The organism is Pseudomonas sp. CFBP 13602 (assembly GCF_014842725.1).
GTDB classification, from domain to species: domain Bacteria; phylum Pseudomonadota; class Gammaproteobacteria; order Pseudomonadales; family Pseudomonadaceae; genus Aquipseudomonas; species Aquipseudomonas baltica.
The window spans coordinates 19,067-39,922 of the sequence record NZ_JACYVT010000009.1; the positions used below are offsets into that span (position 1 = coordinate 19,067).

Below are 20,856 nucleotides of genomic sequence, written 5' to 3' on the forward strand. Positions count from 1 at the left end.
TATTATCGTGACCGAGTTCACTGCTGCTCTATTTTCCGCACACCGCGACGCACTGGTCGCCTATTACCTAGGCCAAATAGTTCCGGAACACCCCGTGCCCGGCGCTCGCCGTCTGGAAACCCCTGAGGACTTGTACGAATACCTGCTTATCGACAACCAGGTCAATGCCCCTGTCGATACCAGCCGTATCGCCATGGGCATGGCCAGTCTTCAGCAATACATTCATGCCATCTACAATGGGATGGAGCCTGGCTATCGTGGAATTTTCGACAAGCAGGCGCAGCAACTCTGGCGCGAAAGCAAGAGTGAGTACGCTATCTGGGCGGGTAATCAGATGTTGCAGGATTACCCCGAGAACTACATCGAACCCACACTACGTCTCAATCAGACGCAGGCATTCACGGAATTAACCAACGACATCAATCAGAGTCGTCCGTCCAAAGATTCCGTGCAGCACGCATTGCGGCACTACTTGAACAAGTTCGAACACTTGAGCAATCTGAACGTGGTGGCCGGCTATATTGATGGCGTGGACTTTCGTAATGCCGATTACTACTTTCTGGGGCGGCAGAACGTCGAGCCCTATCAGTATTTCTGGCGCAAGGCCCAGGTACGTTTTGGCGAGGCCACCGGCCAGGCCGAAGGTGACGATTACCTGAGCCCCACTGCCTGGAGCGAGTGGTTGCCGGTAAACATCCCTTCGGGAAGCGAGATCCTGCACATCAGGCCGCTACTACTGGACGGTCGTTTGTATGTCGCGTGGATCAGCCAGCAAGAAAAGATGCGCGAACGCCCCGACGGCGACGACGTGGTAGGTACCCACGAGTCCGTGCCAAGTTACAGTCTGAACGTTGCCTACCAAATGATTGATGGCAGTTGGTCGCCAGCCATGGTCACGGTGCTCATGGATAAGCGTAAATACGATCCAGACGCCGACTATTTCGTGGCCTTTGTCAGCGAGGCCGATCCAGACGACAAGAAAATTGTCTTTGCATATGGCGTGACCGATGCAGACCAGCCTGATTATGAAGGATTGATTTTCGATGCGCGGTTCAATGTGCTGTTTCACGATGTCGTGAACCACACTGGCGTCAGCGGTTATCTGGGAAAAATGCTCAATGCCTTGCAGCATTTCTCCAACGCAGATAATTCGTTGCAACATCCGCTGGCCAGCGACCGCTGGACCCACCCTGCAGTGACTCAAGGCTATGAAGAGGCTTATCATAAAGTTGGCGCTTTGAGTGGGTGGATGCGGTTGGTGACGTGGTTCTGCATCGATAAAGAAGGGCGCTACTGCCTGCGCGTTCGTGGTCAAGTCACTAAAGCCTTCATCAACGCCACGACAGAACGCCCGCATAACGCCCATTTAATTTTGAGCTGTTATGTCAGCGGGGTGCAAAAGGCGGGGGCAGAGTTCCGCGACATCGCCCTGAACGGCAATGCCTGGACGCCGGATGTCATGTTTGTGTTTGGCGCACAACCTGGGGACATTCCGTCCACGATCGACATCAGCTTTGGCGACGTGGCGAGCACACCTTCGCGGGATCATTATGTGGTCACGCTCAATGCCTTGCCCGAGGCTCGTCCCAAACTGCGTCACGAGGCGACTGGAGGGCAGTTTCTCGACTTGACCGCGCTGCGGCTGACTGGACTGCAATACGTCCGCCTCAATACGCTGTTTGCCCGAGACCTGGTTGCCAAGGCAAACGTGTCGGTAGATGCCGTACTCAACTGGTCCACCCAGCATATGCAGGAACCGCCGCTTCCGGGTAGCACTGCGGTGAGCTACATGGACTTCCATGGCGCCAACGGACGATATTTCTGGGAGCTGTTTTTCCATGTGCCCCATGCGGTCGCCCAACGTCTGCACAACGAGTTCGATTTCTTCGGTGCCGAAGAGTGGCTCCACTACATCTTCAACCCGCAAGCCAAGATCAAGCCCACCCAGCCGCCCAGCCCCTTGTACTGGTCGGTGCGCCCTCTAGAGGAGGCCAGCAGTGGTGACTATGAAGTGGTCGGTATCACCGATCCCGACGCGATCTGCTATTCACATCCAGAGCACTACCGCAAGGCGATCTTTACCTTGTATGTGCGCAACCTCATGGCCTATGGCGATTCCCTGTACCGTCGCCTGACCCGCGACAGTTTGAACGAGGCGAAGTTGATGTACGTGCGTGCGCTCTCGTTGATGGGTAACAAACCGGACAACCGGATGGTCGGTCGCTGGGAACCTGTCAGCCTGGGCGTGGCTGCTGAAATGAACGGGCAAACGTTCGCACGCTACGAACATCCACTGAGCGCACGCTCGCTACCCGCCATACAGGGCGAGGATCGGCCGTGGTTCGAACTGCTCGACTCCGAACGTTTCCGCCTGCCGGTCAACACCCAGCTGCTGGATATCTGGGACGACATTGCGCGGCGACTCGAGAACCTGCGCAACAATCTGACCATCGACGGCAAGCCGCTGCTGTTGCCGCTCTATGCTCCGCCGGTGGACCCGAAAATGCTGCTGCGCGCGCAGAACAGCGCCAGTGGGCTGGTACAGCGCAGTGTCGGTGGCATGGCGCCGATTCCGCCGTATCGCTTCCGCGCGCTGCTGCCGCGGGTGCAGAATGCGGTGGAGACCCTGATTCGTTTCGGCGAGCAGGTACGCACTTACCGTGAGCTCAAGGATCGTGCCGAGCAGGAAGAACTGCAACAGTCCCACGTCCTGGAGCTGTCGCAGTTCGGGATCAAGCTGCAGGAATTGGCGATCGACCAAGCTGACGCAGGTCTGGTGGCATTGACCAGCAGTCGCCAGGTCATCAAGCAGCGCTTCGACTACTACTCAAAGCTGGCCGAAGAGAACGTTTCGTCGGCAGAGGAGCGGGCCAAGGACCTGAACTTGAAGTCCGCCATCGCCAGCGCAGGCACTCAGGCCCTGGAACGTGTCGCCGGCGCGGTGAACATGGGCTCGGTGATCGTCACGGCTGTGGGCGGTGGACACACCCGTGCCGGTTCGGCCGTCCAGGCTGTGGCCGTGGTTGCCGGAATGGCAGCCGATTCCATGCGTATCAATGGCGAGATGCTTTCCATCAACGAGCAATACCGGCGTCGCCTGGTCGAGTGGGAGTTTCAGCGCGACCAGGCGTCGGCCGAGCTGTCGGCGGTGGACAAGCAGATCAATACCCAGAAGCTGCAGATAGAATCCGCTCGTGAGCAACTGGCCCATGCCGTACGCAGCGAACAGCAGTCGCAGGACTACTATGCATTTCTGAAAACCCGCAGCACCAATGCCGGCCTGTACCAATGGCTGCTCAGTCAGCTGTCGACCTTTTACTTCCAGGCGTACGATGCGGTTGTCGCGTTGAGCCTGAATCTGGAAGCCTGCTGGCAGTATGAGCTGGGTGATTTCCAGACTCGATTCATCCAGCCCAACGTGTGGTTCGAAAACTACTTCGGCCTCACCGCCGGCGACGCGCTGAAGCTGCAACTGCTGCGCATGGAGGCGGCCTACCTGAAACGCAATGAACGGCGTCTGGAGCTGACCAAGACCGTTTCCCTCAAGTCTCTGTTCGAGAAGATAGGCAGCGAAGAGCGCTGGGAGATGGCGCTGACCCAGCTCAAGGAGCGCGGGGAACTGACGTTCGACCTTCACTGCTCGTTGTTCGACGGCGATTACCCGGGGCATTACCTGCGGCAGTTGGTCAGCGTCTCGGTATCACTGCCGGTTGTGGTCGGGCCCTATCAGCAGATCCATGGCGTGTTGACCCAAGTGTCCAGCAAAACCGTGACCAAGGCCGACCTGCGGGCGATGAATTCGCTGTACGGCCTGCCGGATGCGAACACCCAGCATATCCTGTTCAACCCCCGTGCCAGCCAAAGCATCGCCCTGTCCTCTGGCATGGACGATCACGGCCTGTTCATGCTCGACTTCAACGACGAGCGCTACCTGCCGTTCGAGGGAACTGGCGCGGTTTCCAGCTGGCAATTGAAATTCCCTCGCCACGATCGTGCGCCTCAAAGCGCAATGCTCGATACCTTGACTGACATCATCGTCAACCTGCGCTACACCGCAGTGGATGGTGGGCCAGGGTTCGCCAGTCAAGTGGAGGGTCTGCTGGAGCAGATGTGATCTGATCCCACCTGGCTGAAACGACAAAGGGGTCGCTCGATGAGCGACCCCTTTGTCGTTATGCATCCGGCGTCCAGTCAGTGGCGAGCTTCCTGCCCAGACATCGCCATCAATTGCTTCTCCTGATTCCAGTCGAAGGGTTCGTCGTTCTCCTCGGCTTCGAAACGGCGCTCTTCCAGCGCCTGGTACAGCGCGATTTCTTCGTCGGGCATGTAGTGCAGGCAGTCGCCGGCGAAGAACCACAGCAGGTCGCGCGGCACCAGGTGGGCGACCTGCGGGTAGCGGGTGATCACCTGGCACATGATGTCCTGGCCCAGGTACTGGCTTTCCACCGGGTCGACCGGCAGTTGCGCGCGCAGCTCATCGAAGCGCTCGAGAAACAGCGCGTGGCTTTCCTCAGGGACCTGCTCCGCCTCGCCCAGAGCCACGAGGATGCTGCGCAGATGGTCGAGCAGGACAAGGTGGTATTCGAGATGGTTAATGGCCATGGTGGGGTCCTCTTGAGCGAAACGGGCGCGGGAGTATAAAGCTCCACGCGCCCGCTGTCTTTTCGCTGATCCTCAGCGGACCTTGTCCGCAGTGGGCAGCAGCTCTTCCTTGCTGAAGTCGTCGACGTCGATCACCTTGCGCCGTGCAGCTTCTGCCTGTTGCAGGGTCTGCGCCTCGGCGGGTTGCAGCACGCCGGCGTGCAGGGCTGCATCGATCAGCGACTGGCCGGGTGTAGCGCTGAATTGCCGTGCCTTGTAGGCCTGTTGCAGTTTCCTGTGCAGCGGCTGGCTGTCGCGCAGCAGGTCGAACGCCACTTGCAGCGCGCCGACCGGATCGTCCGCGCCCTGTGGGCGGTAGCAGCCGGCCAGCAGTTCTTCCAGCGCCGGGTCGCCTTTGTGGCGACCGGTGATGGCCGCCACTTCGGCTTCCAGCTTGTCGGAAGGCCCGGTGTGTCGCCGACCGAACGGGAAGACTACGCCACGCAGCAGATACCCGAGCGCCTTGTTGGGGAAGTTCTTCAAGATGGCATCCAGCGCGTGCTCGGCCTGGCCCAGGCTTTCTTCCATGGCCCAGCACAACAGCGGCCGCAGATGCTCGGGCGAGTTCTGGTCGTGATAGCGCTTGAGCGCTGCAGAACTCAGGTACAGGTAGCTGAGCACATCGCCCAGACGCGCCGACAGCCGCTCGCGACGCTTCAGCTCGCCACCGAGCAGCATCATGCTCAGGTCCGCCAGCAGGGCGAAGGCAGCTGCCTGCCGGTTCAGGGCGCGGAAATAGCCTTGGGCAAGACGGTCACCCGGCGCCTGTTCGAAGTGGCCCAGGCCCAGGTTCAAGACAAAGGTACTGGCCGCGTTGCCGACGGCGAAGCCGATGTGCTTGAGCAGCAGCGCATCGAATTCCAGCAGTGCCTGAGCCTGGTCTGCGCGGCCAGCCAGGGCCATTTCCTTGAGCACGAACGGATGGCAGCGGATGGCACCCTGGCCGAAGATCATCAGGTTGCGCGACAGAATGTTCGCGCCCTCCACGGTGATGAAGATCGGTGCACCCTGCCAGTTGCGACCCAGGTAGTTGTTGGGGCCCATGATGATGCCCTTGCCACCGTGGACATCCATGGCATGGGTGATGCAATCGCGGCCGCGTTCGGTCAGGTGGTACTTGAGAATGGCCGAAAGCACCGAGGGTTTCTCCCCCAGGTCCACCGCATTGGCGGTCAGCATGCGGGCGCTGTCCATCAACCAGGCGTTGCCACCAATCCTGGCCAGGGATTCCTGGATCCCTTCGAAGGCCGCCAGCGGGACGTTGAACTGCTCGCGAATCTGCGCGTATTGGCCTGTGACCAGGCTGGTGTACTTGGCGGCACCGGTGCCGACTGCCGGCAAGGAGATCGAACGACCCACCGACAGGCAATTCATCAGCATCATCCAGCCCTTGCCCAGCATCGGCTGGCCGCCGATGAGGTAGTCGAGGGGGATGAACACGTCCTTGCCCGAATTCGGCCCGTTCATGAAAGCAGCGCCGAGTGGCAAGTGGCGACGACCGATTTCCACACCCGGTGTGTCGGTCGGAATCAGCGCCAGGCTGATGCCCAGGTTTTCCTTGTCACCCAGCAAGTGCTCGGGGTCGTGGGCCTTGAAGGCCAGGCCAAGCAGGGTGGCGATCGGACCCAGGGTGATGTAACGCTTTTCCCAGGTCAGGCGGATGCCGATGACTTCTTCACCCTGCCACTGGCCTTTGCAGATGACACCGACGTCGGGCATCGCGCCCGCATCCGAGCCTGCCAAGGGGCCGGTCAGCGCGAAGCAAGGGATGTCGTCGCCGCGTGCCAGGCGAGGCAGGTAGTGATTGCGCTGCTCGTCGGTGCCGTAGTGCAGCAGCAGTTCAGCGGGGCCGAGCGAGTTCGGCACCATGACGGTAGACGCAAGGTCGCCGCTGCGAGTGGCCAGCTTCATCGCCACTTGGGAGTGGGCGTAGGCCGAAAAGCCCTTGCCGCCATATTCCTTTGGAATGATCAGGGCGAAAAAGCCATGCTCTTTGATGTGGGTCCAGGCGGCCGGCGGCAGGTCCATGTCCTGACCGATCTGCCAGTCGCTGACCATGGCGCAGAGCTCCTCGGTCGGGCCGTCGATGAATGCTTGCTCTTCTGCGCTCAACTGCACCTTGGGGTAGGCCAGCAAGGTGTTCCAGTCGGGCCGGCCGCTGAACAGTTCGCCATCCCACCAGACCGTGCCGGCGTCGATCGCATCGCGCTCGGTGTCGGACATCGGCGGCAGGGTCTTCTTGAACCAGCGAAACAAGGGCGCGCTGAAATGCTTGCGGCGCAGCTCTGGCAGCAGCAATGGCAGCGCGCTGGCAATCAGCAACAGCCAGAGCAGCGTCAGCAACCATCCAGGCGCGTGACTGGCCGCGCCCATGATCACCAGAAACACGGCGACGATACCCATGGCGGGCAGGGCGGCAATGCGCCGATGAGCCAGCCAGGCGATGCCGACCACGAGGGCGACGATCCACAACAACAACATAGTGTTTTCTCCGTGTAAGCCAGGCGGGACGAACCACCTGCAGTTGCCGTCGACACGGGGCGGCAGACGGGAAAACGGTGGCCAGGCACGTAAGCTTCGGTGTGGGACAGATCCGGTACTTGCCTGGATAGTGACCGTTGCAGGGTAGGGGAGTTCGCGGCGCAGAAGGCCGCAGGCAGTTGCCCGGAACGTTCGCTGGCCGCTGTGGCCCTATCTGCATGGGCGCTCGCGGCACGCGTGGGACTGATGTGCACTATCGACAACAGTCACTTTACGGGGGCGGTCACCGCGCCCATCATGGAGTCAGCTGTTACACATCTGGTTGCAAATCATCGCAGTCGCCCTTACTTCATCACCACTCTCAACACGGCGTATAGACCCCTTATGAGTTCTGCTCTGTCCATTCGACAGTTGACCAAGACCTACGGCAACGGGTTTCAGGCCCTCAGCGGCATCGACCTCGACGTAGCGGAAGGCGACTTCTTCGCACTGCTGGGCCCCAACGGCGCAGGCAAATCGACCACCATCGGTATTCTTTCCACCCTGGTCAACAAGACCAGCGGCACGGTCAACATCTTCGGCAACGACCTGGACCGCCAGCCGGCAGCGCTCAAGCGCAGCATTGGCGTGGTGCCTCAGGAGTTCAACTTCAACCAGTTCGAAAAGACCTTCGACATCGTCGTGACCCAGGCCGGCTACTACGGGATTCCGGCCAAGGTCGCCAAGCAGCGTGCCGAACAGTACCTGACCCAGCTGGGGCTGTGGGACAAGCGCGATACGCCGTCGCGGTCGCTGTCGGGCGGCATGAAGCGGCGCTTGATGATCGCACGGGCGCTGATCCACGAGCCGCGCCTGCTGATTCTCGATGAGCCCACCGCCGGCGTCGACATCGAACTGCGGCGTTCGATGTGGGGCTTCCTCACCGAGCTGAACGAAAAAGGCATCACCATCATCCTCACTACCCATTACCTGGAAGAGGCCGAGCAGCTGTGCCGCAACATCGGCATCATCGACCACGGCACCATCGTCCAGAACACCAGCATGCGTGAACTGCTCGGCACCCTGCACGTGGAGACCTTTCTGCTCGATCTGGGCCAGCCGCTCAACGCGGCGCCGCAGCTGCAAGGCTACCCCTGCACGCTGGTCAATCCGCAGACGCTGGAAGTGCAGGTCGACAAGGAGATCGGCATCACCTCGCTGTTCGGCCAGTTGGCGCTGTTGAACATTCCGGTGTTGAGCCTGCGCAACAAGACCAATCGCCTGGAGGAGTTGTTCGTGTCTCTGGTGGAGAAGAATCTGAGGAAGGTTGCGGTATGAGTTCCGAATTCCAGGCCAATGTGGTCGCTCTCAACACCATCGTCTACCGCGAAGTGCGGCGCTTCACGCGGATCTGGCCGCAGACCCTGCTGCCGCCAGCCATCACCATGGTGCTGTACTTCGTCATCTTCGGTAACCTGATCGGCAAGCAGATCGGTGGCATGGGTGGCTTCAGCTACATGGAGTACATCGTGCCGGGGCTGATCATGATGTCGGTGATCACCAACTCCTACGGCAACGTGGTCTCGAGTTTCTTCGGCGCCAAGTTCCAGCGCTCCATCGAAGAGCTGATGGTTTCGCCACTGTCGCCGCACACCATTCTGATCGGCTATGTCGCGGGTGGGGTGTTGCGCGGCTTGATGGTCGGGATCATCGTCACCGCACTGTCGTTGTTCTTCACCGATCTGCAGGTGCATCACCTGGGCATCACGGTGCTGGTGGTGCTGCTGACCGCCACGATCTTTTCCATGCTGGGCTTCGTCAACGCGGTGTTCGCGCGCAACTTCGACGACATCTCCATCGTGCCGACCTTCGTCCTCACTCCCTTGACCTACCTGGGTGGGGTGTTCTATTCGATCAGCCTGCTGCCGCCGTTCTGGCAGACCGTGTCCCTGGCCAATCCGGTGCTGCACATGGTCAATGCCTTCCGCTACGGCATCCTCGGCGTGTCGGATATCAGTATCGGCGTGGCGGTGGCATTCATGCTGGTGGCCACGGTGGTGCTGTACTTCGCCTGCGTGAAGTTGCTGGTCAGCGGCCGCGGCATGCGCAGCTGAGTTCCCCCGGCCGGACCGCAAGGCCCGGCCATGTCGTTTCTCGACGGTTCAAGGTCGTAGGTGGAGCATGATCATCGGCGCGCGAAGTCGATGATCAGGACGCCAACATATGCCGTGCGGCATTCGTCGCGCGCAGCCTTATCGGGGAAGCAGAATGAACATGAAGAAAGTTCTCGGAGCCAGTGCTGCTCTGGTTCTGGCCATGGGATGTAGCTGGGCCAGCGCTGCCGCCAAGGAAGTCACCATCGGCTACGTCGACGGATGGTCGGACAGCGTTGCCACCACCCATGTCGCCGCCGAAGTCATCAAGCAGAAGCTGGGCTATGACGTGAAGCTGCAGGCAGTGGCCACCGGGATCATGTGGCAGGGCGTGGCCACCGGCAAACTCGACGCGATGCTTTCTGCCTGGCTGCCGGTGACCCACGGCGAGTACTGGGCCAAGAACAAGGACAAGGTGGTCGACTACGGCCCCAACTTCAAGGACGCCAAGATCGGCCTGATCGTGCCTGAATACGTCAAGGCCAAGACCATCGACGACCTCAAGACCGACGAGACCTTCAAGAATCGCATCGTGGGCATCGACGCGGGCTCGGGTGTGATGCTCAAGACCGATCAGGCGATCAAGGACTACGGCCTGTCCACCTACAAGCTTCAGTCCAGCTCCGGCGCCGGCATGATTTCGGAGCTGACCCGTGCCGAGAAGGCCAACGAATCCATTGCCGTGACCGGTTGGGTGCCGCACTGGATGTTCGCCAAGTGGAAACTGCGCTTCCTCGAAGACCCTAAAGGCGTGTACGGCGCTGCGGAAACCGTCAACAGCATCGGCAGCAAGGGCCTGGACAAGAAGGCGCCGGAAGTGGCTGCCTTCCTGAAGAAGTTCCAGTGGTCGTCCAAGGACGAAATCGGCGAAGTCATGCTGGCCATCCAGGACGGTGCCAAGCCTGATGCCGCCGCCAAGGCCTGGGTGGACAAGCACCCTGACCGCGTCGCCGAGTGGGTAGCCAAGTAACCGAGTAACCCCCAAAAGGGCCGCCTGTAGGAGCGGTCATCGGCCGCGAACCAGGCACTGCGTTATATCTGGTCAACCGCGGTGCAGCCTTCGCGGTCACTGACCGCTCCTACGTTGAACCATGAAAGGTCGCCTCAGGGCGACCTTTTTTCATTTTCAGGCTCCGATCTACTACTAAGGTCGTCTGGAGTGCGCTCCAGAGCAGCCTAAAGTGGAATACGTTCTATCCATCTATGCTGCGAGGACAAAAACAATGAACGACAGCATTTACCTCTCGATTCAAAACAGCCCACGTTTCAAGGAGCTGGTGAGAAAAAGGGAGAAGTTTGCCTGGATACTTTCGGCGATCATGCTTGGACTGTATTCGGCCTTCATCCTCTTGATTGCCTACGGCCCGCACATCCTGGGCGCGAAGATCAGTCCTGAATCGTCGATCACCTGGGGCATTCCTATCGGTGTCGGCCTGATTCTCTCCGCCTTCGTGTTGACCGGTATCTATGTCAAGCGCGCCAATGGCGAGTTCGATGACCTGAATCGCCTGATCCTGCAGGAGGCCAAGCAATGATGCGGCGTCTATTGGCAACAATGGGCGCATTCGCCCTGGCTCCAAGCGTGATGGCGGCCGATGCACTGACCGGCGCGGTGCAGAAGCAGCCGCTCAACGTGGCGGCGATCATCATGTTCGTGCTGTTCGTCGGTGCCACCCTGTGCATCACCTACTGGGCCTCCAAGCGCAACAAGTCAGCCGCGGACTACTACGCCGCCGGCGGCAAGATCACCGGTTTCCAGAACGGCCTGGCAATTGCCGGCGACTACATGTCGGCGGCGTCCTTCCTGGGGATTTCCGCGCTGGTGTTCACCTCCGGCTACGATGGCCTGATCTACTCCATCGGCTTCCTGGTGGGCTGGCCGATCATCCTGTTCCTGATCGCCGAGCGTCTGCGCAACCTGGGCAAGTACACTTTTGCCGACGTGGCGTCCTATCGCCTGAAGCAGAAAGAAATCCGTACCCTGTCGGCCTGTGGTTCGCTGGTGGTGGTGGCGTTCTACCTGATCGCGCAGATGGTAGGTGCCGGCAAGCTGATCCAGCTGCTGTTCGGCCTCGACTACGCCGTGGCCGTGGTTCTGGTGGGTATCCTGATGTGCCTGTACGTGCTGTTCGGCGGCATGCTGGCGACCACCTGGGTACAGATCATCAAGGCGGTATTGCTGCTGTCCGGTGCGTCCTTCATGGCCCTGATGGTGATGAAACACGTCAACTTCGACTTCAACGTGCTGTTCTCCGAAGCCATCAAGGTGCACGCCAAGGGTGAAGCCATCATGAGCCCCGGTGGGCTGGTGAAGGATCCGATCTCGGCCTTCTCGCTGGGCCTGGCGCTGATGTTCGGTACGGCTGGCCTGCCGCACATCCTGATGCGCTTCTTCACTGTTTCCGATGCCAAGGAAGCCCGCAAGTCGGTGCTCTACGCAACGGGCTTCATCGGCTACTTCTACATCCTGACCTTCATCATCGGCTTCGGCGCGATTCTGCTGGTCAGCACCAATCCGGCGTTCAAGGACGCTGCCGGTGCCTTGCTCGGTGGTAACAACATGGCCGCGGTGCACCTTGCCGATGCGGTCGGTGGCAGCATTTTCCTGGGCTTCATCTCGGCCGTGGCATTCGCCACCATCCTGGCTGTCGTGGCCGGCCTGACCCTGGCCGGTGCTTCGGCGGTGTCCCACGACCTGTACGCCAGCGTCATCAAGAAAGGCAAGACCAACGACAAGGACGAGATCCGCGTTTCCAAGATCACCACCGTCTGCCTCGGTGTCCTGGCGATCGGCCTGGGTATCGCGTTCGAAAGCCAGAACATCGCCTTCATGGTGGGCCTGGCGTTCTCGATCGCGGCCAGCTGCAACTTCCCGGTCCTGCTGCTCTCGATGTACTGGAAGAACCTGACCACTCGCGGCGCCATGATCGGTGGCTGGATGGGCTTGATCAGCGCCGTGACGCTGATGATCCTCGGCCCCACCATCTGGGTGCAGATTCTGCATCACGACAAACCGATCTATCCCTACGAGTACCCAGCACTGTTCTCGATGGCCATCGCCTTCATCGGTATCTGGTTCTTCTCGATCACCGACAAGTCGGCAGCCGCTGACGAAGAGCGTGCGCTGTTCTACCCGCAGTTCGTGCGTTCGCAAACCGGTCTGGGTTCCAGCGGGGCAGTCTCCCACTGATACCTGCACCACGCTGCAAGCAAAAAAAATCCGATGCCCGCGAGGGCATCGGATTTTTTCATTTCTGCTGTGCGGCCCGGTGCAGGCTGCACATCGGCAAGATTATATCTTGCCGAGCAATACCAGGATCAGCAGGATGACCAGTACAGTACCGATGATACCCGACGGGCCATAACCCCAACTTCTGGAGTGCGGGAATACTGGCAATCCGCCAATCAACAGCAGAATCAGAACGATGATCAGTATGGTGCCCATGGCGATTTCCTTATTTGGACAATGAGATGATTCGTCAGCGAGCCAGTAGCACTCGTCCGCCTAATAGCTCGGACTATGACCTGCCGTAAAAAGTCCCAAAGATTTAAAAATGTTTCCGAGCCGGGTCTGGGCTGGCGTATTCTCGCGGGCTGATATTGGCTCTGGAGAGTTCGAGTGCTCAATTATGTGTGGTTTTTGCTGGCCGCCCTTTTCGAGATCGCTGGCTGCTATGCCTTCTACCTCTGGCTGCGGATGGGCAAGAGCGCGCTGTGGGCATTGGCGGGCGTGCTGAGCCTGACCTGTTTCGCGCTGCTGCTCACGCGCGTGGAAGCCGCCTATGCCGGCCGTGCGTATGCAGCCTACGGTGGCATCTACATCGTTGCTTCGCTGGGGTGGCTGGCGGTGGTCGAGAAAGTTCGGCCGCAGACCTTCGACTGGCTCGGCGCAACGTTGTGCGTGCTGGGGGCGAGCATCATCCTGTGGGGGCCGAAGCTGCAACAGGGCTAGGAGTGGCGAGTGTGGCCAAGATTGTAAATATCCATACAAAGAAAGCCTGAAGTGTATGGATCGGTACAACTAAGTGACGGCTTGCCTGCTGCAAGTGCGAAATATCTGACAGGGAATTTACTAACTTTCGTAGGCTTAAACTGTATTGCTCTGCTTGCCTTGTGATGGTCGAAAACAGGGTCCACCCTCAAGAAGCATTCATTTGAGGGAACAAAGCCATGCTGGTATTGACGCGACATGTAGGCGAGCTGATCTCGATCGGCGATGACGTCTGGATCAAGGTGCTGGACGTGCGGGGCAACACCGTGCGCTTCGGCATCCAGGCGCCCAGGGACGTGGAAGTGCACCGTGCCGAGGTCTATCGGCGAATCCAGGAGAAGCACGGCAAGCATGCCAAGGAGGTGCCGGTGGTGTGACGCTCAGTCGAACAGCTCGGGCGCTATGTCGTGCTTGAGCATCAGCGTGCACTGCTGGCTCTCCGGATCGAAAACGATGAACGCCTGTTTCTTGGCCAGTGCATGACGCACGCGTTCGACCCGCGTCTGCAAAGGTGTTTCATCGCCGTTGTCGGTTCCGTCGCGGGTCACGAAATCTTCGATCAGGCGGGTCAGGGTGTCGGCTTCGAGGTGGTCGTAGGGAATCAGCATGTTCGGCGCTCACAGGGTAGGCCGGCATTGTAACAGTGCCGCGCCTGCCGGAGGCCCCAAGCCAGGCAGCGGCGAGGGGCGGGGCGGCGGTGGTCCGGTTGGATCGGGCCGATCAATGGCTGGATTTCTGCCCCAGCACGTCTTCGACCGCAGGTACGCGGGTGTCCGATTCCATCTGCGCGTCGTGCTCCAGCTGATGACTGAAACGCTCGAGCGAGCCGTTGTTCGGCTTCGCATCGCTGGCGAACACCGGTGGGCTCAGCATGTAGGCCGTAAGAATGCGGCTCAGCGCGCTGAGGCTGTCGATGTGCGTGCGTTCATAGCCATGGGTTGCGTCGCAGCCGAACGCCAGCAGCGCGGTGCGAATATCGTGGCCCGCCGTGACGGCCGAATGAGCGTCGCTGAAGTAATAGCGAAACAGGTCGCGCCGCACCGGCAGTTCGTTCTCGTCGGCGAGCCGCAACAGATGCCGCGACAGGTGATAGTCGTAGGGGCCACCGGAGTCCATCATGGCCACGCTCACGGCGTGCTCGCTCGAATGCTGGCCGGGTGCGACAGGTGCGATGTCGATGCCGACGAACTCACTGACGTCCCACGGCAGAGCCGCCGCTGCGCCAGAGCCGGTTTCCTCGGTGATGGTGAACAATGGATGGCAATCGATCAGAGGCTCGTAGTCGCTCTCGACGATGGCCTTGAGCGATGCCAGCAGCGCGGCAACACCTGCCTTGTCGTCCAGATGGCGGGCACTGATGTGGCCGCTGTCGGTAAATTCGGGCAGTGGATCGAACGCCACATAGTCGCCGATGTTCACCCCCAGCGATTCGCAGTCGGCACGCGTCGCGCAGTAGGCATCCAGACGCAACTCGACATGGTCCCAGGTCACCGGCATCTGGTCGACGGCGGTGTTGAACGCATGCCCGGAGGCCATCAGGGGCAGCACGCTGCCGCGGATCACGCCGCTGTCGGTGAAAACGCTCACACGGCTGCCTTCGGCAAAGCGGCTCGACCAGCAGCCCACCGGCGCCAGTGACAGGCGACCGTTGTCCTGCACCGCCCGTACGCTGGCGCCAATGGTGTCCAGATGCGCAGACACAGCGCGGTCCGGTGAATTCTGCTTGCCCTTGAGAGTCGCGCGAATGGTACCGCGGCGTGTCATTTCAAAGGGAATGCCCAGCTCTTCGAGACGTTCGGCGACGTAGCGCACGATGGTATCGGTGAACCCGGTAGGGCTGGGAATGGCGAGCATTTCCAGCAGCACTTTCTGCAAGTACTGGATATCCGGTTCGGGAATTTTGGCTGTCATGGAAACTCCTGAGGTGGATAGGGTTATGGGGACCGCTTCTTCACGATCCCGGTAGCGTTTCAGCGCGGAGCCTGTGCGGGTCGCCGCGGCAGGCTCCATGCGGGCTTTTACCTGGGGCCGCTGTGCGGGAACAGCAGATCGACGAAGCGCTCTGCCGTCGGTTGCGGTTCGTGGTTGGCCAGGCCCACGCGCTCGTTGGCTTCGATGAACACGTACTCCGGCTGGTCGGCGGCCGGAACCAACAGGTCCAGACCCACCACCGGTATGTCCAGCGCGCGAGCGGCACGCACCGCTGCGTCGGCCAGTACCGGGTGGAGAGTCTGCGTGACGTCCTCCAGATGCCCGCCGGTGTGCAGGTTGGCCGCTCTGCGCACTGTCAGCGTCTGGCCGCTCGGCAGAATGCTGTGCATGTCGAAGCCGGCTGCCTGCACCGTGCGCAGGGTTTCCTGGTCCAGCGGAATCCGGCTTTCACCGCCGGTAGCCGCTTGGCGACGGCGGCTCTGCACATCGATCAGCGTGCCGATGTCGGTGTGCCCGTCACCAATGATCTGCGCCGGCCGGCGAATCGCTGCCGCAACCACTTCGTAGCCGATGACCACGATGCGCAGGTCCACCCCTTCATGGAAGCTTTCGAGCAGGACCCGGCTATCGAACTGGCGAGCATGCTCGATGGCCTGCTGCACCTCGTCGAGTGTGCTCAGGTCCACGGCCACACCGTTGCCTTGCTCACCGTCGAGCGGCTTGACCACCACCCGGCCATGTTCGTCGAGGAAGTCTTGGTTGTCGTCGGCACTGCCCGCCAGCTGCTGCGCCGGCAAGCTCAGGCCAGCGGCCCTGAGCACCTTGTGGGTCAGGCTCTTGTCCTGGCACAGGGTCATGCTCACCGAGCTGGTCAGGTCGCACAATGATTCGCGGCAACGGATGCGCCGGCCACCGTGCGCCAGCGTGAACAGACCAGCCTCGGCGTCGTCCACCTGCACATCGATGCCCCTGCGAAACGCTTCGTCGACGATGATCCGCGCGTAGGGGTTGAAATCGGCCTGCGGACCGGGGCCCAGGAACAGTTTCTGGTTGATGCCGTTCTTGCGCTTGATGGCGAAGGTGGGCAGGTTGCGAAAGCCCAGCTTGGCGTAGAGGTTCTTGGCCAGGCGGTTGTCGTGCATCACCGACAGATCGAGGTAGGCCAGGCCGCGGCTCATGAAGTGCTCGACCAGATGCCGCACCAGCACTTCGCCCACACCTGGACGTGTGCAACGTGGGTCGACGGCCAGGCACCACAGGCTGCTGCCTTTTTCCGGATCACGAAAGGCTTTGGCATGGTTGAGGCCCATGACACTGCCGATCACATGGCCGGTGTCTTCATCTTCGGCCAGCCAGTACACCGGTCCGCCCTGATGTCGTGGGGTCAGCAGGCTCTGGTCGATGGGCAGCATCTTGCGCTTGAGATAAAGCTGGTTGATGGCCTGCCAATCGCCATCGCTCTGCGCCCGACGAATACGGAACCCACGAAACACCCGCTGCGCGGGTCGATAATCGCTGAACCATAGGCGTAGGGTATCGGACGGATCGAGGAACAGTTGTTGAGGCGCCTTGGCCAATACCTGCTGCGGCGCGGCAACATACAGGGCGATGTCGCGCTCACCCGGTTGTTCGTTGAGCAGCTCGGCAGCCAGGGCGTCCGCGTCGGGGTAGGTATGCCCGATCAGCACGCGGCCCCAGCCGCAGTGCAACGGTCGTTGTTGCAGGTCGTCGCTATGGCCTTCCTCGGCCAGCCGCGCCTGCAATCGCTCGTAGGACGGCGACTGGCCGCGCTGCAAGCGCTGGTTGAATGCCGTGGCATGAGCTTTCATCGATCAGAGTCCTTGTTCGCTGAGCCACAGGTTCAACGCCGCCAGCTGCCAGAGCTTGGAGCCGCGCAGCGGCGTGAGCTGGCCTTGCGGATCGGTCAGCAGACGGTCGAGCATGGTCGGGTTGAACAGGCCGCGGTCCTGGCTGGGGTCCAACAGCAGGTCGCGCACCCAGTTGAGTGTGTCGCCTTCGAGATGCTTGAGGCCAGGCACCGGGAAATAGCCTTTCTTGCGGTCGATGACTTCGCTCGGAATCACCAGCCGCGCCGCTTCCTTGAGCACCTGCTTGCCACCATCGGGCAGCTTGAACTTGCCCGGAACCCGCGCGGAAAGTTCGACCAGTCGATAGTCCAGGAACGGCGTGCGCGCTTCCAGGCCCCAGGCCATGGTCATGTTGTCGACGCGTTTGACCGGGTCGTCGACCAGCATCACTGTGCTGTCCAGGCGCAAGGCCTTGTCCACCGCTGCATCGGCGCCGGGCATGGCGAAGTGCTCGCGCACGAAGTCACCGGCAGCATCGTTGGCGGTCAGCCATTTGGGTGCCACGGTTGCGGCGTAGTCGTCGTAGCTGCGGTCGAAGAACGCATCGCGATAGGCCTGGTACGGATCGCTGGCGCCGTCCACTTGTGGGTACCAGTGGTAGCCTGCGAACAGTTCGTCGGCGCCCTGGCCGCTCTGTACGACCTTGCAATGCTTGGCAACTTCCCGCGAGAGCAGGTAGAAGGCGATGCAGTCGTGGCTGACCATCGGCTCGCTCATCGCGCGGAACGCGGCGGGCAGCTGCTCGATGATCTCTCGCTCCTCGATGCGCAGCTGGTGGTGCTGAGTACCGTAGTGTTTGGCGATCAGGTCGGAATACTGGAACTCGTCGCCACGTTCGCCGCCGGCATCTTGAAAGCCGATGGAGAAGGTCGACAGATCCTTCACGCCCACTTCGCGCAACAGACCTACCAGCATGCTCGAATCGACGCCGCCGGACAGCAGCACGCCCACATCCACGGCGGCCCGCTGGCGAATGGCAACCGCTTCGCGGGTGCTTTCCAGCACACGGTCGCGCCAGTCTTCCAGGGTCAGGTTGGCTTCGTCGGCATGCGGTCCATAGGGCAAGGTCCACCACGTTTGCTGTTCGGTCTTGCCGTTGGCATCGATGCGCATCCACGTCGCTGGCGGCAGCTTTTCGATGCCCGCGATCAACGTCCGTGGCGCAGGCACTACGGCGTGGAAGTTCAGGTAGTGGTTCAATGCCACCGGGTCGAGCATCGGGCTGATGTCGCCACCCTTGAGCAGCGCCGGCAGGGCCGAAGCGAAGCGCAGGCGCTTGTCGGTGCGCGACAGGTACAACGGCTTGACGCCCAGACGGTCGCGGGCAATAAACAGACGTTGCGTGTCGCGCTCCCAGATGGCAAAGGCGAACATGCCGTTGAGCTTGGGCAGCAGTTTTTCGCCCCAGGCATGATAGCCCTTGAGCAACACCTCGGTGTCGCCGCCCGAATAGAAGCTGTAGCCCAGCGCTTCCAGCTCGCTACGCAATTCGGGAAAGTTGTAGATGGCACCGTTGAACGCCAGGCTCAGGCCTAGCTGGGCGTCGGTCATCGGCTGCGCGGAGCCGTCCGACAGGTCCATGATCTTCAGGCGGCGATGGCCCAGGGCAATCGGCCCTTGCGCCTGAAAACCCCAGGCGTCCGGCCCGCGTGGGGCCAGTTCATGGGTAATGCGTTCCACGGCCGCAAGGTCCGCAGGTTGAAAGTCGAAGCGCAACTCACCAGCTAATCCGCACATAAGTCCTTACCGGTTTTTCCGTTGGGGAATGGCCGAGTGAAGTTCGGCCAGGTATGAAACTGACCGAGGCGGGTAGCGAGAGTTTTAGAACGATCGGTTATAAGGAGGAGAAGTGTCCGAAGACGCATTCGCGGGTAGAACCCGCTCCCACAGGTCGGCGGCGCTTGAAGGCTACTTGAGATTACCGCTGAGAAACTGCCGGAGGCGTTCGCTTTTCGGATTGGCCAGCACCTGGGAGGGCGGGCCTTCTTCCTCGACCAGCCCCTGATGCAGGAACAGCACCTGGCTCGAGACTTCGCGGGCGAAGCTCATCTCGTGGGTGACCATGATCATGGTCCGGCCTTCCTCGGCCAGGCCCTTGATCACCTTCAGCACCTCACCCACCAGCTCCGGGTCGAGCGCCGAGGTAGGTTCGTCGAACAGCATGACCTCCGGTTCCATGGCCAGTGCGCGAGCGATGGCCACGCGTTGCTGCTGGCCGCCGGAGAGGAACGCTGGATACTGGCTGGCAACCCGCTCAGGCAAGCCGACCTTGTCCAGGTAGCGCAACGCGCGGGCCCGCGCTTCGTCCTTGTCGATGCCCAGCACCCGGCGTGGCGCCATGGTGATGTTGTCGAGCACGGTCATGTGGCTCCACAGGTTGAAGTGCTGGAACACCATGGCCAGGCGCGTGCGCAGGCGCTGCAATTCTTCGGCGTCGGCAACCCGCATGCCGCCGTGGTCGCTGATCATCTGGATCGGCTTGCCATCCAGGCTCATGGCGCCGTCGTCGGGCTGCTCGAGAAAATTGATGCAGCGCAAAAAGGTGCTCTTGCCCGAGCCGCTGGCGCCGATCAGGCTGATCACGTCACCCGTGCTGGCCTTGAGCGAGACGCCCTTGAGCACCTTGTTGTCGCCATAGCTCTTGTGCAGGCCGTCGATGGTCAGTTTGTACATGCGCAACACGTCCTCAAGGTTGAAGTAGATAGCCGCTGCGGCAGGCCTGGGTACCCGCGACATGGGCCACCAGCATGCCAGCGGTGGCCATGCGCCGCAGCGAGCGGGCGTACATCAGGCCAGGCTGACGATTGCGCACCGGGGTAACCGTATTGCTCAGCGGATCGATGATCTCGGCGATCAACTGGTCGGCTTCCAGGTACTGTCCGGGCATCGCGCTGTACACCAGCAGCCCACCCACCGGCGCTGTAACCGGTTCTACGGCAGCAAGCGGCGTTGCTGCGGCGAGCAACGCCGGCAGCTCGGCCGGCTGGCGGTCGATGGCACCGACGCTGGCCAGGTAGTCGAGGATGGCCTGGCAGTCACCGCTGGCCATCGGATGGTTGACGTCGCCCTGGCCGCGCAATTCGACAGTGACCGAAAAGCTGCCCATGGCGATCGGGAAGCGCTCGCCGAAACGTTGCTGCAGCTGCCACCACAACAGGCTGAAGCACTCGTCGAACGACTGCCCGCCCGAATCGGTAGCCAACAGACTGGCCTGGGCGCCCAGATAGCGCGCCAGCGGCTCTACCTGCGGCCAGGCCTCGGGCGTGGTGTACAGATGCTGCACGGCTTCGAAGTCGCAGTGCAGGTCCAGCACCATATCGGCGTCGCACGCCAGGCGCTGCAGGGTCAGGCGCTGCGACTGCAGGGCGGTGGCGGGCTGCAGCCGGTTCAGCCCATCGCGCAGATGCGTGCGGATCAGCGCGGTATTGCGTGCCACATCCTCACCCAGCAGGCTCTCGACGGCGCACCCGACCTGATCGGCCAGGTCGACGAAACGGCGATTGAAGTTCTCGCCGGTCTCCAGCTCGTAGCGGCCCATGGGGGTGTCCATGACGATCTGGTCGAGCCCGGCCGGGTTGGCGATGGGCACCACCACGACCTGCCAGCGCAGTTGCCCGGCGCTTTCCAGTTCGGCCAGGCGCTGACGCAGGTGCCAGGCGACGAGCATCCCCGGCAGCTCGTCGGCATGCAGCGAGGCTTGGATATAGACCTTGCCGGCACCGCTCGGGCCGTAGCTGAAGCTGTGTATCTGGCGCGCGGTGCCCGGCAGCGGAGCCAGCAGTTCATGAATGTCGTGTTGCATGTTCAGGTC

At 61.3% G+C, this 20,856-nt stretch carries 17 protein-coding genes; 8 read left to right on the forward strand and 9 right to left on the reverse strand.

The annotated features are described in order from the left end of the window. Positions 1-7 precede the first annotated feature (7 nt). The gene (locus IFU31_RS18415; protein ID WP_342345295.1) at positions 8-4,114 is read left to right on the forward strand and encodes a Tc toxin subunit A-related protein; all 4,107 of its coding nucleotides are present in this window, start codon (positions 8-10) and stop codon (positions 4,112-4,114) included. Between the two features lie 77 nt (positions 4,115-4,191). On the opposite strand, the gene IFU31_RS18420 is transcribed toward IFU31_RS18415, so the two are convergent. Both IFU31_RS18420 and IFU31_RS18425 read right to left on the reverse strand, forming a co-directional pair. After that, positions 4,192-4,602, reverse strand: coding sequence for a PA2817 family protein (locus tag IFU31_RS18420; RefSeq protein ID WP_192053770.1), 411 nt, complete (start codon positions 4,600-4,602; stop codon positions 4,192-4,194). Positions 4,603-4,674: 72 nt separating this feature from the next. Next, positions 4,675-7,122, reverse strand: a complete 2,448-nt coding sequence (locus IFU31_RS18425) for an acyl-CoA dehydrogenase (protein WP_192104079.1) — start codon at positions 7,120-7,122, stop codon at positions 4,675-4,677. A 384-nt stretch (positions 7,123-7,506) separates the two neighbouring features. On the opposite strand from IFU31_RS18425, the gene IFU31_RS18430 reads away from it, so the two are divergent. From IFU31_RS18430 to IFU31_RS18450, 5 genes are all read left to right on the forward strand, one after another. After that, the gene (locus IFU31_RS18430) at positions 7,507-8,439 is read left to right on the forward strand and encodes an ABC transporter ATP-binding protein (RefSeq protein ID WP_122479275.1); all 933 of its coding nucleotides are present in this window, start codon (positions 7,507-7,509) and stop codon (positions 8,437-8,439) included. Next, a complete protein-coding gene (locus IFU31_RS18435) occupies positions 8,436-9,215 on the forward strand; it encodes an ABC transporter permease (protein WP_122479274.1) in 780 nt (259 codons plus the stop codon). The genes IFU31_RS18430 and IFU31_RS18435 overlap by 4 nt, the downstream gene beginning before the upstream one ends. Before the next feature lie 154 nt (positions 9,216-9,369). Further along, positions 9,370-10,224: a glycine betaine ABC transporter substrate-binding protein gene (locus IFU31_RS18440; protein WP_192104081.1), complete on the forward strand. Its 855-nt coding sequence runs from the start codon at positions 9,370-9,372 to the stop codon at positions 10,222-10,224. A 253-nt stretch (positions 10,225-10,477) separates the two neighbouring features. After that, positions 10,478-10,789: a DUF485 domain-containing protein gene (locus IFU31_RS18445; RefSeq protein ID WP_122479272.1), complete on the forward strand. Its 312-nt coding sequence runs from the start codon at positions 10,478-10,480 to the stop codon at positions 10,787-10,789. After that, positions 10,786-12,444: a cation acetate symporter gene (locus IFU31_RS18450; RefSeq protein ID WP_185793918.1), complete on the forward strand. Its 1,659-nt coding sequence runs from the start codon at positions 10,786-10,788 to the stop codon at positions 12,442-12,444. Before IFU31_RS18445 ends, IFU31_RS18450 begins: the two co-directional genes overlap by 4 nt. Positions 12,445-12,546: 102 nt before the next feature. Here the strand turns inward: IFU31_RS18450 and IFU31_RS18455 are convergent, their stop codons facing one another. Then, positions 12,547-12,705, reverse strand: coding sequence for a DUF3309 family protein (locus IFU31_RS18455; RefSeq protein ID WP_122479270.1), 159 nt, complete (start codon positions 12,703-12,705; stop codon positions 12,547-12,549). Between the two features lie 168 nt (positions 12,706-12,873). On the opposite strand from IFU31_RS18455, the gene IFU31_RS18460 reads away from it, so the two are divergent. After that, positions 12,874-13,206 carry a YnfA family protein gene (locus IFU31_RS18460; RefSeq protein ID WP_185793917.1) on the forward strand — a complete coding sequence of 111 codons (333 nt, stop codon included), beginning with the start codon at positions 12,874-12,876 and terminating at the stop codon, positions 13,204-13,206. 218 nt (positions 13,207-13,424) lie between these two features. Further along, on the forward strand, positions 13,425-13,622 hold the full coding sequence (gene csrA, locus IFU31_RS18465; protein WP_192104083.1) for a carbon storage regulator CsrA: 198 nt from the start codon (positions 13,425-13,427) through the stop codon (positions 13,620-13,622). 3 nt (positions 13,623-13,625) lie between these two features. Here the strand turns inward: csrA and IFU31_RS18470 are convergent, their stop codons facing one another. The 6 genes from IFU31_RS18470 to IFU31_RS18495 form a co-directional block, all read right to left on the reverse strand. Continuing rightward, positions 13,626-13,853, reverse strand: a complete 228-nt coding sequence (locus IFU31_RS18470; RefSeq protein ID WP_122479268.1) for a YheU family protein — start codon at positions 13,851-13,853, stop codon at positions 13,626-13,628. A gap of 112 nt (positions 13,854-13,965) precedes the next feature. Further along, positions 13,966-15,156, reverse strand: coding sequence for an osmoprotectant NAGGN system M42 family peptidase (locus tag IFU31_RS18475; RefSeq protein ID WP_122479267.1), 1,191 nt, complete (start codon positions 15,154-15,156; stop codon positions 13,966-13,968). A 107-nt stretch (positions 15,157-15,263) separates the two neighbouring features. Further along, positions 15,264-17,006 (reverse strand): N-acetylglutaminylglutamine synthetase, encoded by a 1,743-nt coding sequence (ngg, locus tag IFU31_RS18480; RefSeq protein ID WP_192104085.1) that lies wholly within the window; start codon positions 17,004-17,006, stop codon positions 15,264-15,266. Positions 17,007-17,009: 3 nt separating this feature from the next. Next, positions 17,010-18,782, reverse strand: coding sequence for an N-acetylglutaminylglutamine amidotransferase (locus IFU31_RS18485; RefSeq protein ID WP_192104087.1), 1,773 nt, complete (start codon positions 18,780-18,782; stop codon positions 17,010-17,012). A 171-nt stretch (positions 18,783-18,953) separates the two neighbouring features. Continuing rightward, the gene (locus IFU31_RS18490) at positions 18,954-19,718 is read right to left on the reverse strand and encodes an ABC transporter ATP-binding protein (RefSeq protein WP_185793914.1); all 765 of its coding nucleotides are present in this window, start codon (positions 19,716-19,718) and stop codon (positions 18,954-18,956) included. A gap of 13 nt (positions 19,719-19,731) precedes the next feature. Further along, the gene (locus IFU31_RS18495; RefSeq protein ID WP_192057561.1) at positions 19,732-20,847 is read right to left on the reverse strand and encodes a succinylglutamate desuccinylase/aspartoacylase family protein; all 1,116 of its coding nucleotides are present in this window, start codon (positions 20,845-20,847) and stop codon (positions 19,732-19,734) included. Between the last annotated feature and the right edge of the window lie 9 nt (positions 20,848-20,856).

What these genes read in the sequence shown, in the direction of transcription:
- IFU31_RS18420 (WP_192053770.1), bottom strand. Translation starts at nt 4,602, where the DNA reads ATGGCCATTAACCATCTCGAATACCACCTTGTCCTGCTCGACCATCTG.
- IFU31_RS18495 (WP_192057561.1), bottom strand. Translation starts at nt 20,847, where the DNA reads ATGCAACACGACATTCATGAACTGCTGGCTCCGCTGCCGGGCACCGCG.
- csrA (WP_192104083.1), top strand. Translation starts at nt 13,425, where the DNA reads ATGCTGGTATTGACGCGACATGTAGGCGAGCTGATCTCGATCGGCGAT.
- IFU31_RS18445 (WP_122479272.1), top strand. Translation starts at nt 10,478, where the DNA reads ATGAACGACAGCATTTACCTCTCGATTCAAAACAGCCCACGTTTCAAG.
- IFU31_RS18430 (WP_122479275.1), top strand. Translation starts at nt 7,507, where the DNA reads ATGAGTTCTGCTCTGTCCATTCGACAGTTGACCAAGACCTACGGCAAC.
- IFU31_RS18470 (WP_122479268.1), bottom strand. Translation starts at nt 13,853, where the DNA reads ATGCTGATTCCCTACGACCACCTCGAAGCCGACACCCTGACCCGCCTG.
- IFU31_RS18435 (WP_122479274.1), top strand. Translation starts at nt 8,436, where the DNA reads ATGAGTTCCGAATTCCAGGCCAATGTGGTCGCTCTCAACACCATCGTC.
- IFU31_RS18490 (WP_185793914.1), bottom strand. Translation starts at nt 19,718, where the DNA reads ATGTACAAACTGACCATCGACGGCCTGCACAAGAGCTATGGCGACAAC.
- IFU31_RS18475 (WP_122479267.1), bottom strand. Translation starts at nt 15,156, where the DNA reads ATGACAGCCAAAATTCCCGAACCGGATATCCAGTACTTGCAGAAAGTG.
- IFU31_RS18440 (WP_192104081.1), top strand. Translation starts at nt 9,370, where the DNA reads ATGAACATGAAGAAAGTTCTCGGAGCCAGTGCTGCTCTGGTTCTGGCC.
- IFU31_RS18485 (WP_192104087.1), bottom strand. Translation starts at nt 18,782, where the DNA reads ATGTGCGGATTAGCTGGTGAGTTGCGCTTCGACTTTCAACCTGCGGAC.
- ngg (WP_192104085.1), bottom strand. Translation starts at nt 17,006, where the DNA reads ATGAAAGCTCATGCCACGGCATTCAACCAGCGCTTGCAGCGCGGCCAG.
- IFU31_RS18425 (WP_192104079.1), bottom strand. Translation starts at nt 7,122, where the DNA reads ATGTTGTTGTTGTGGATCGTCGCCCTCGTGGTCGGCATCGCCTGGCTG.
- IFU31_RS18450 (WP_185793918.1), top strand. Translation starts at nt 10,786, where the DNA reads ATGATGCGGCGTCTATTGGCAACAATGGGCGCATTCGCCCTGGCTCCA.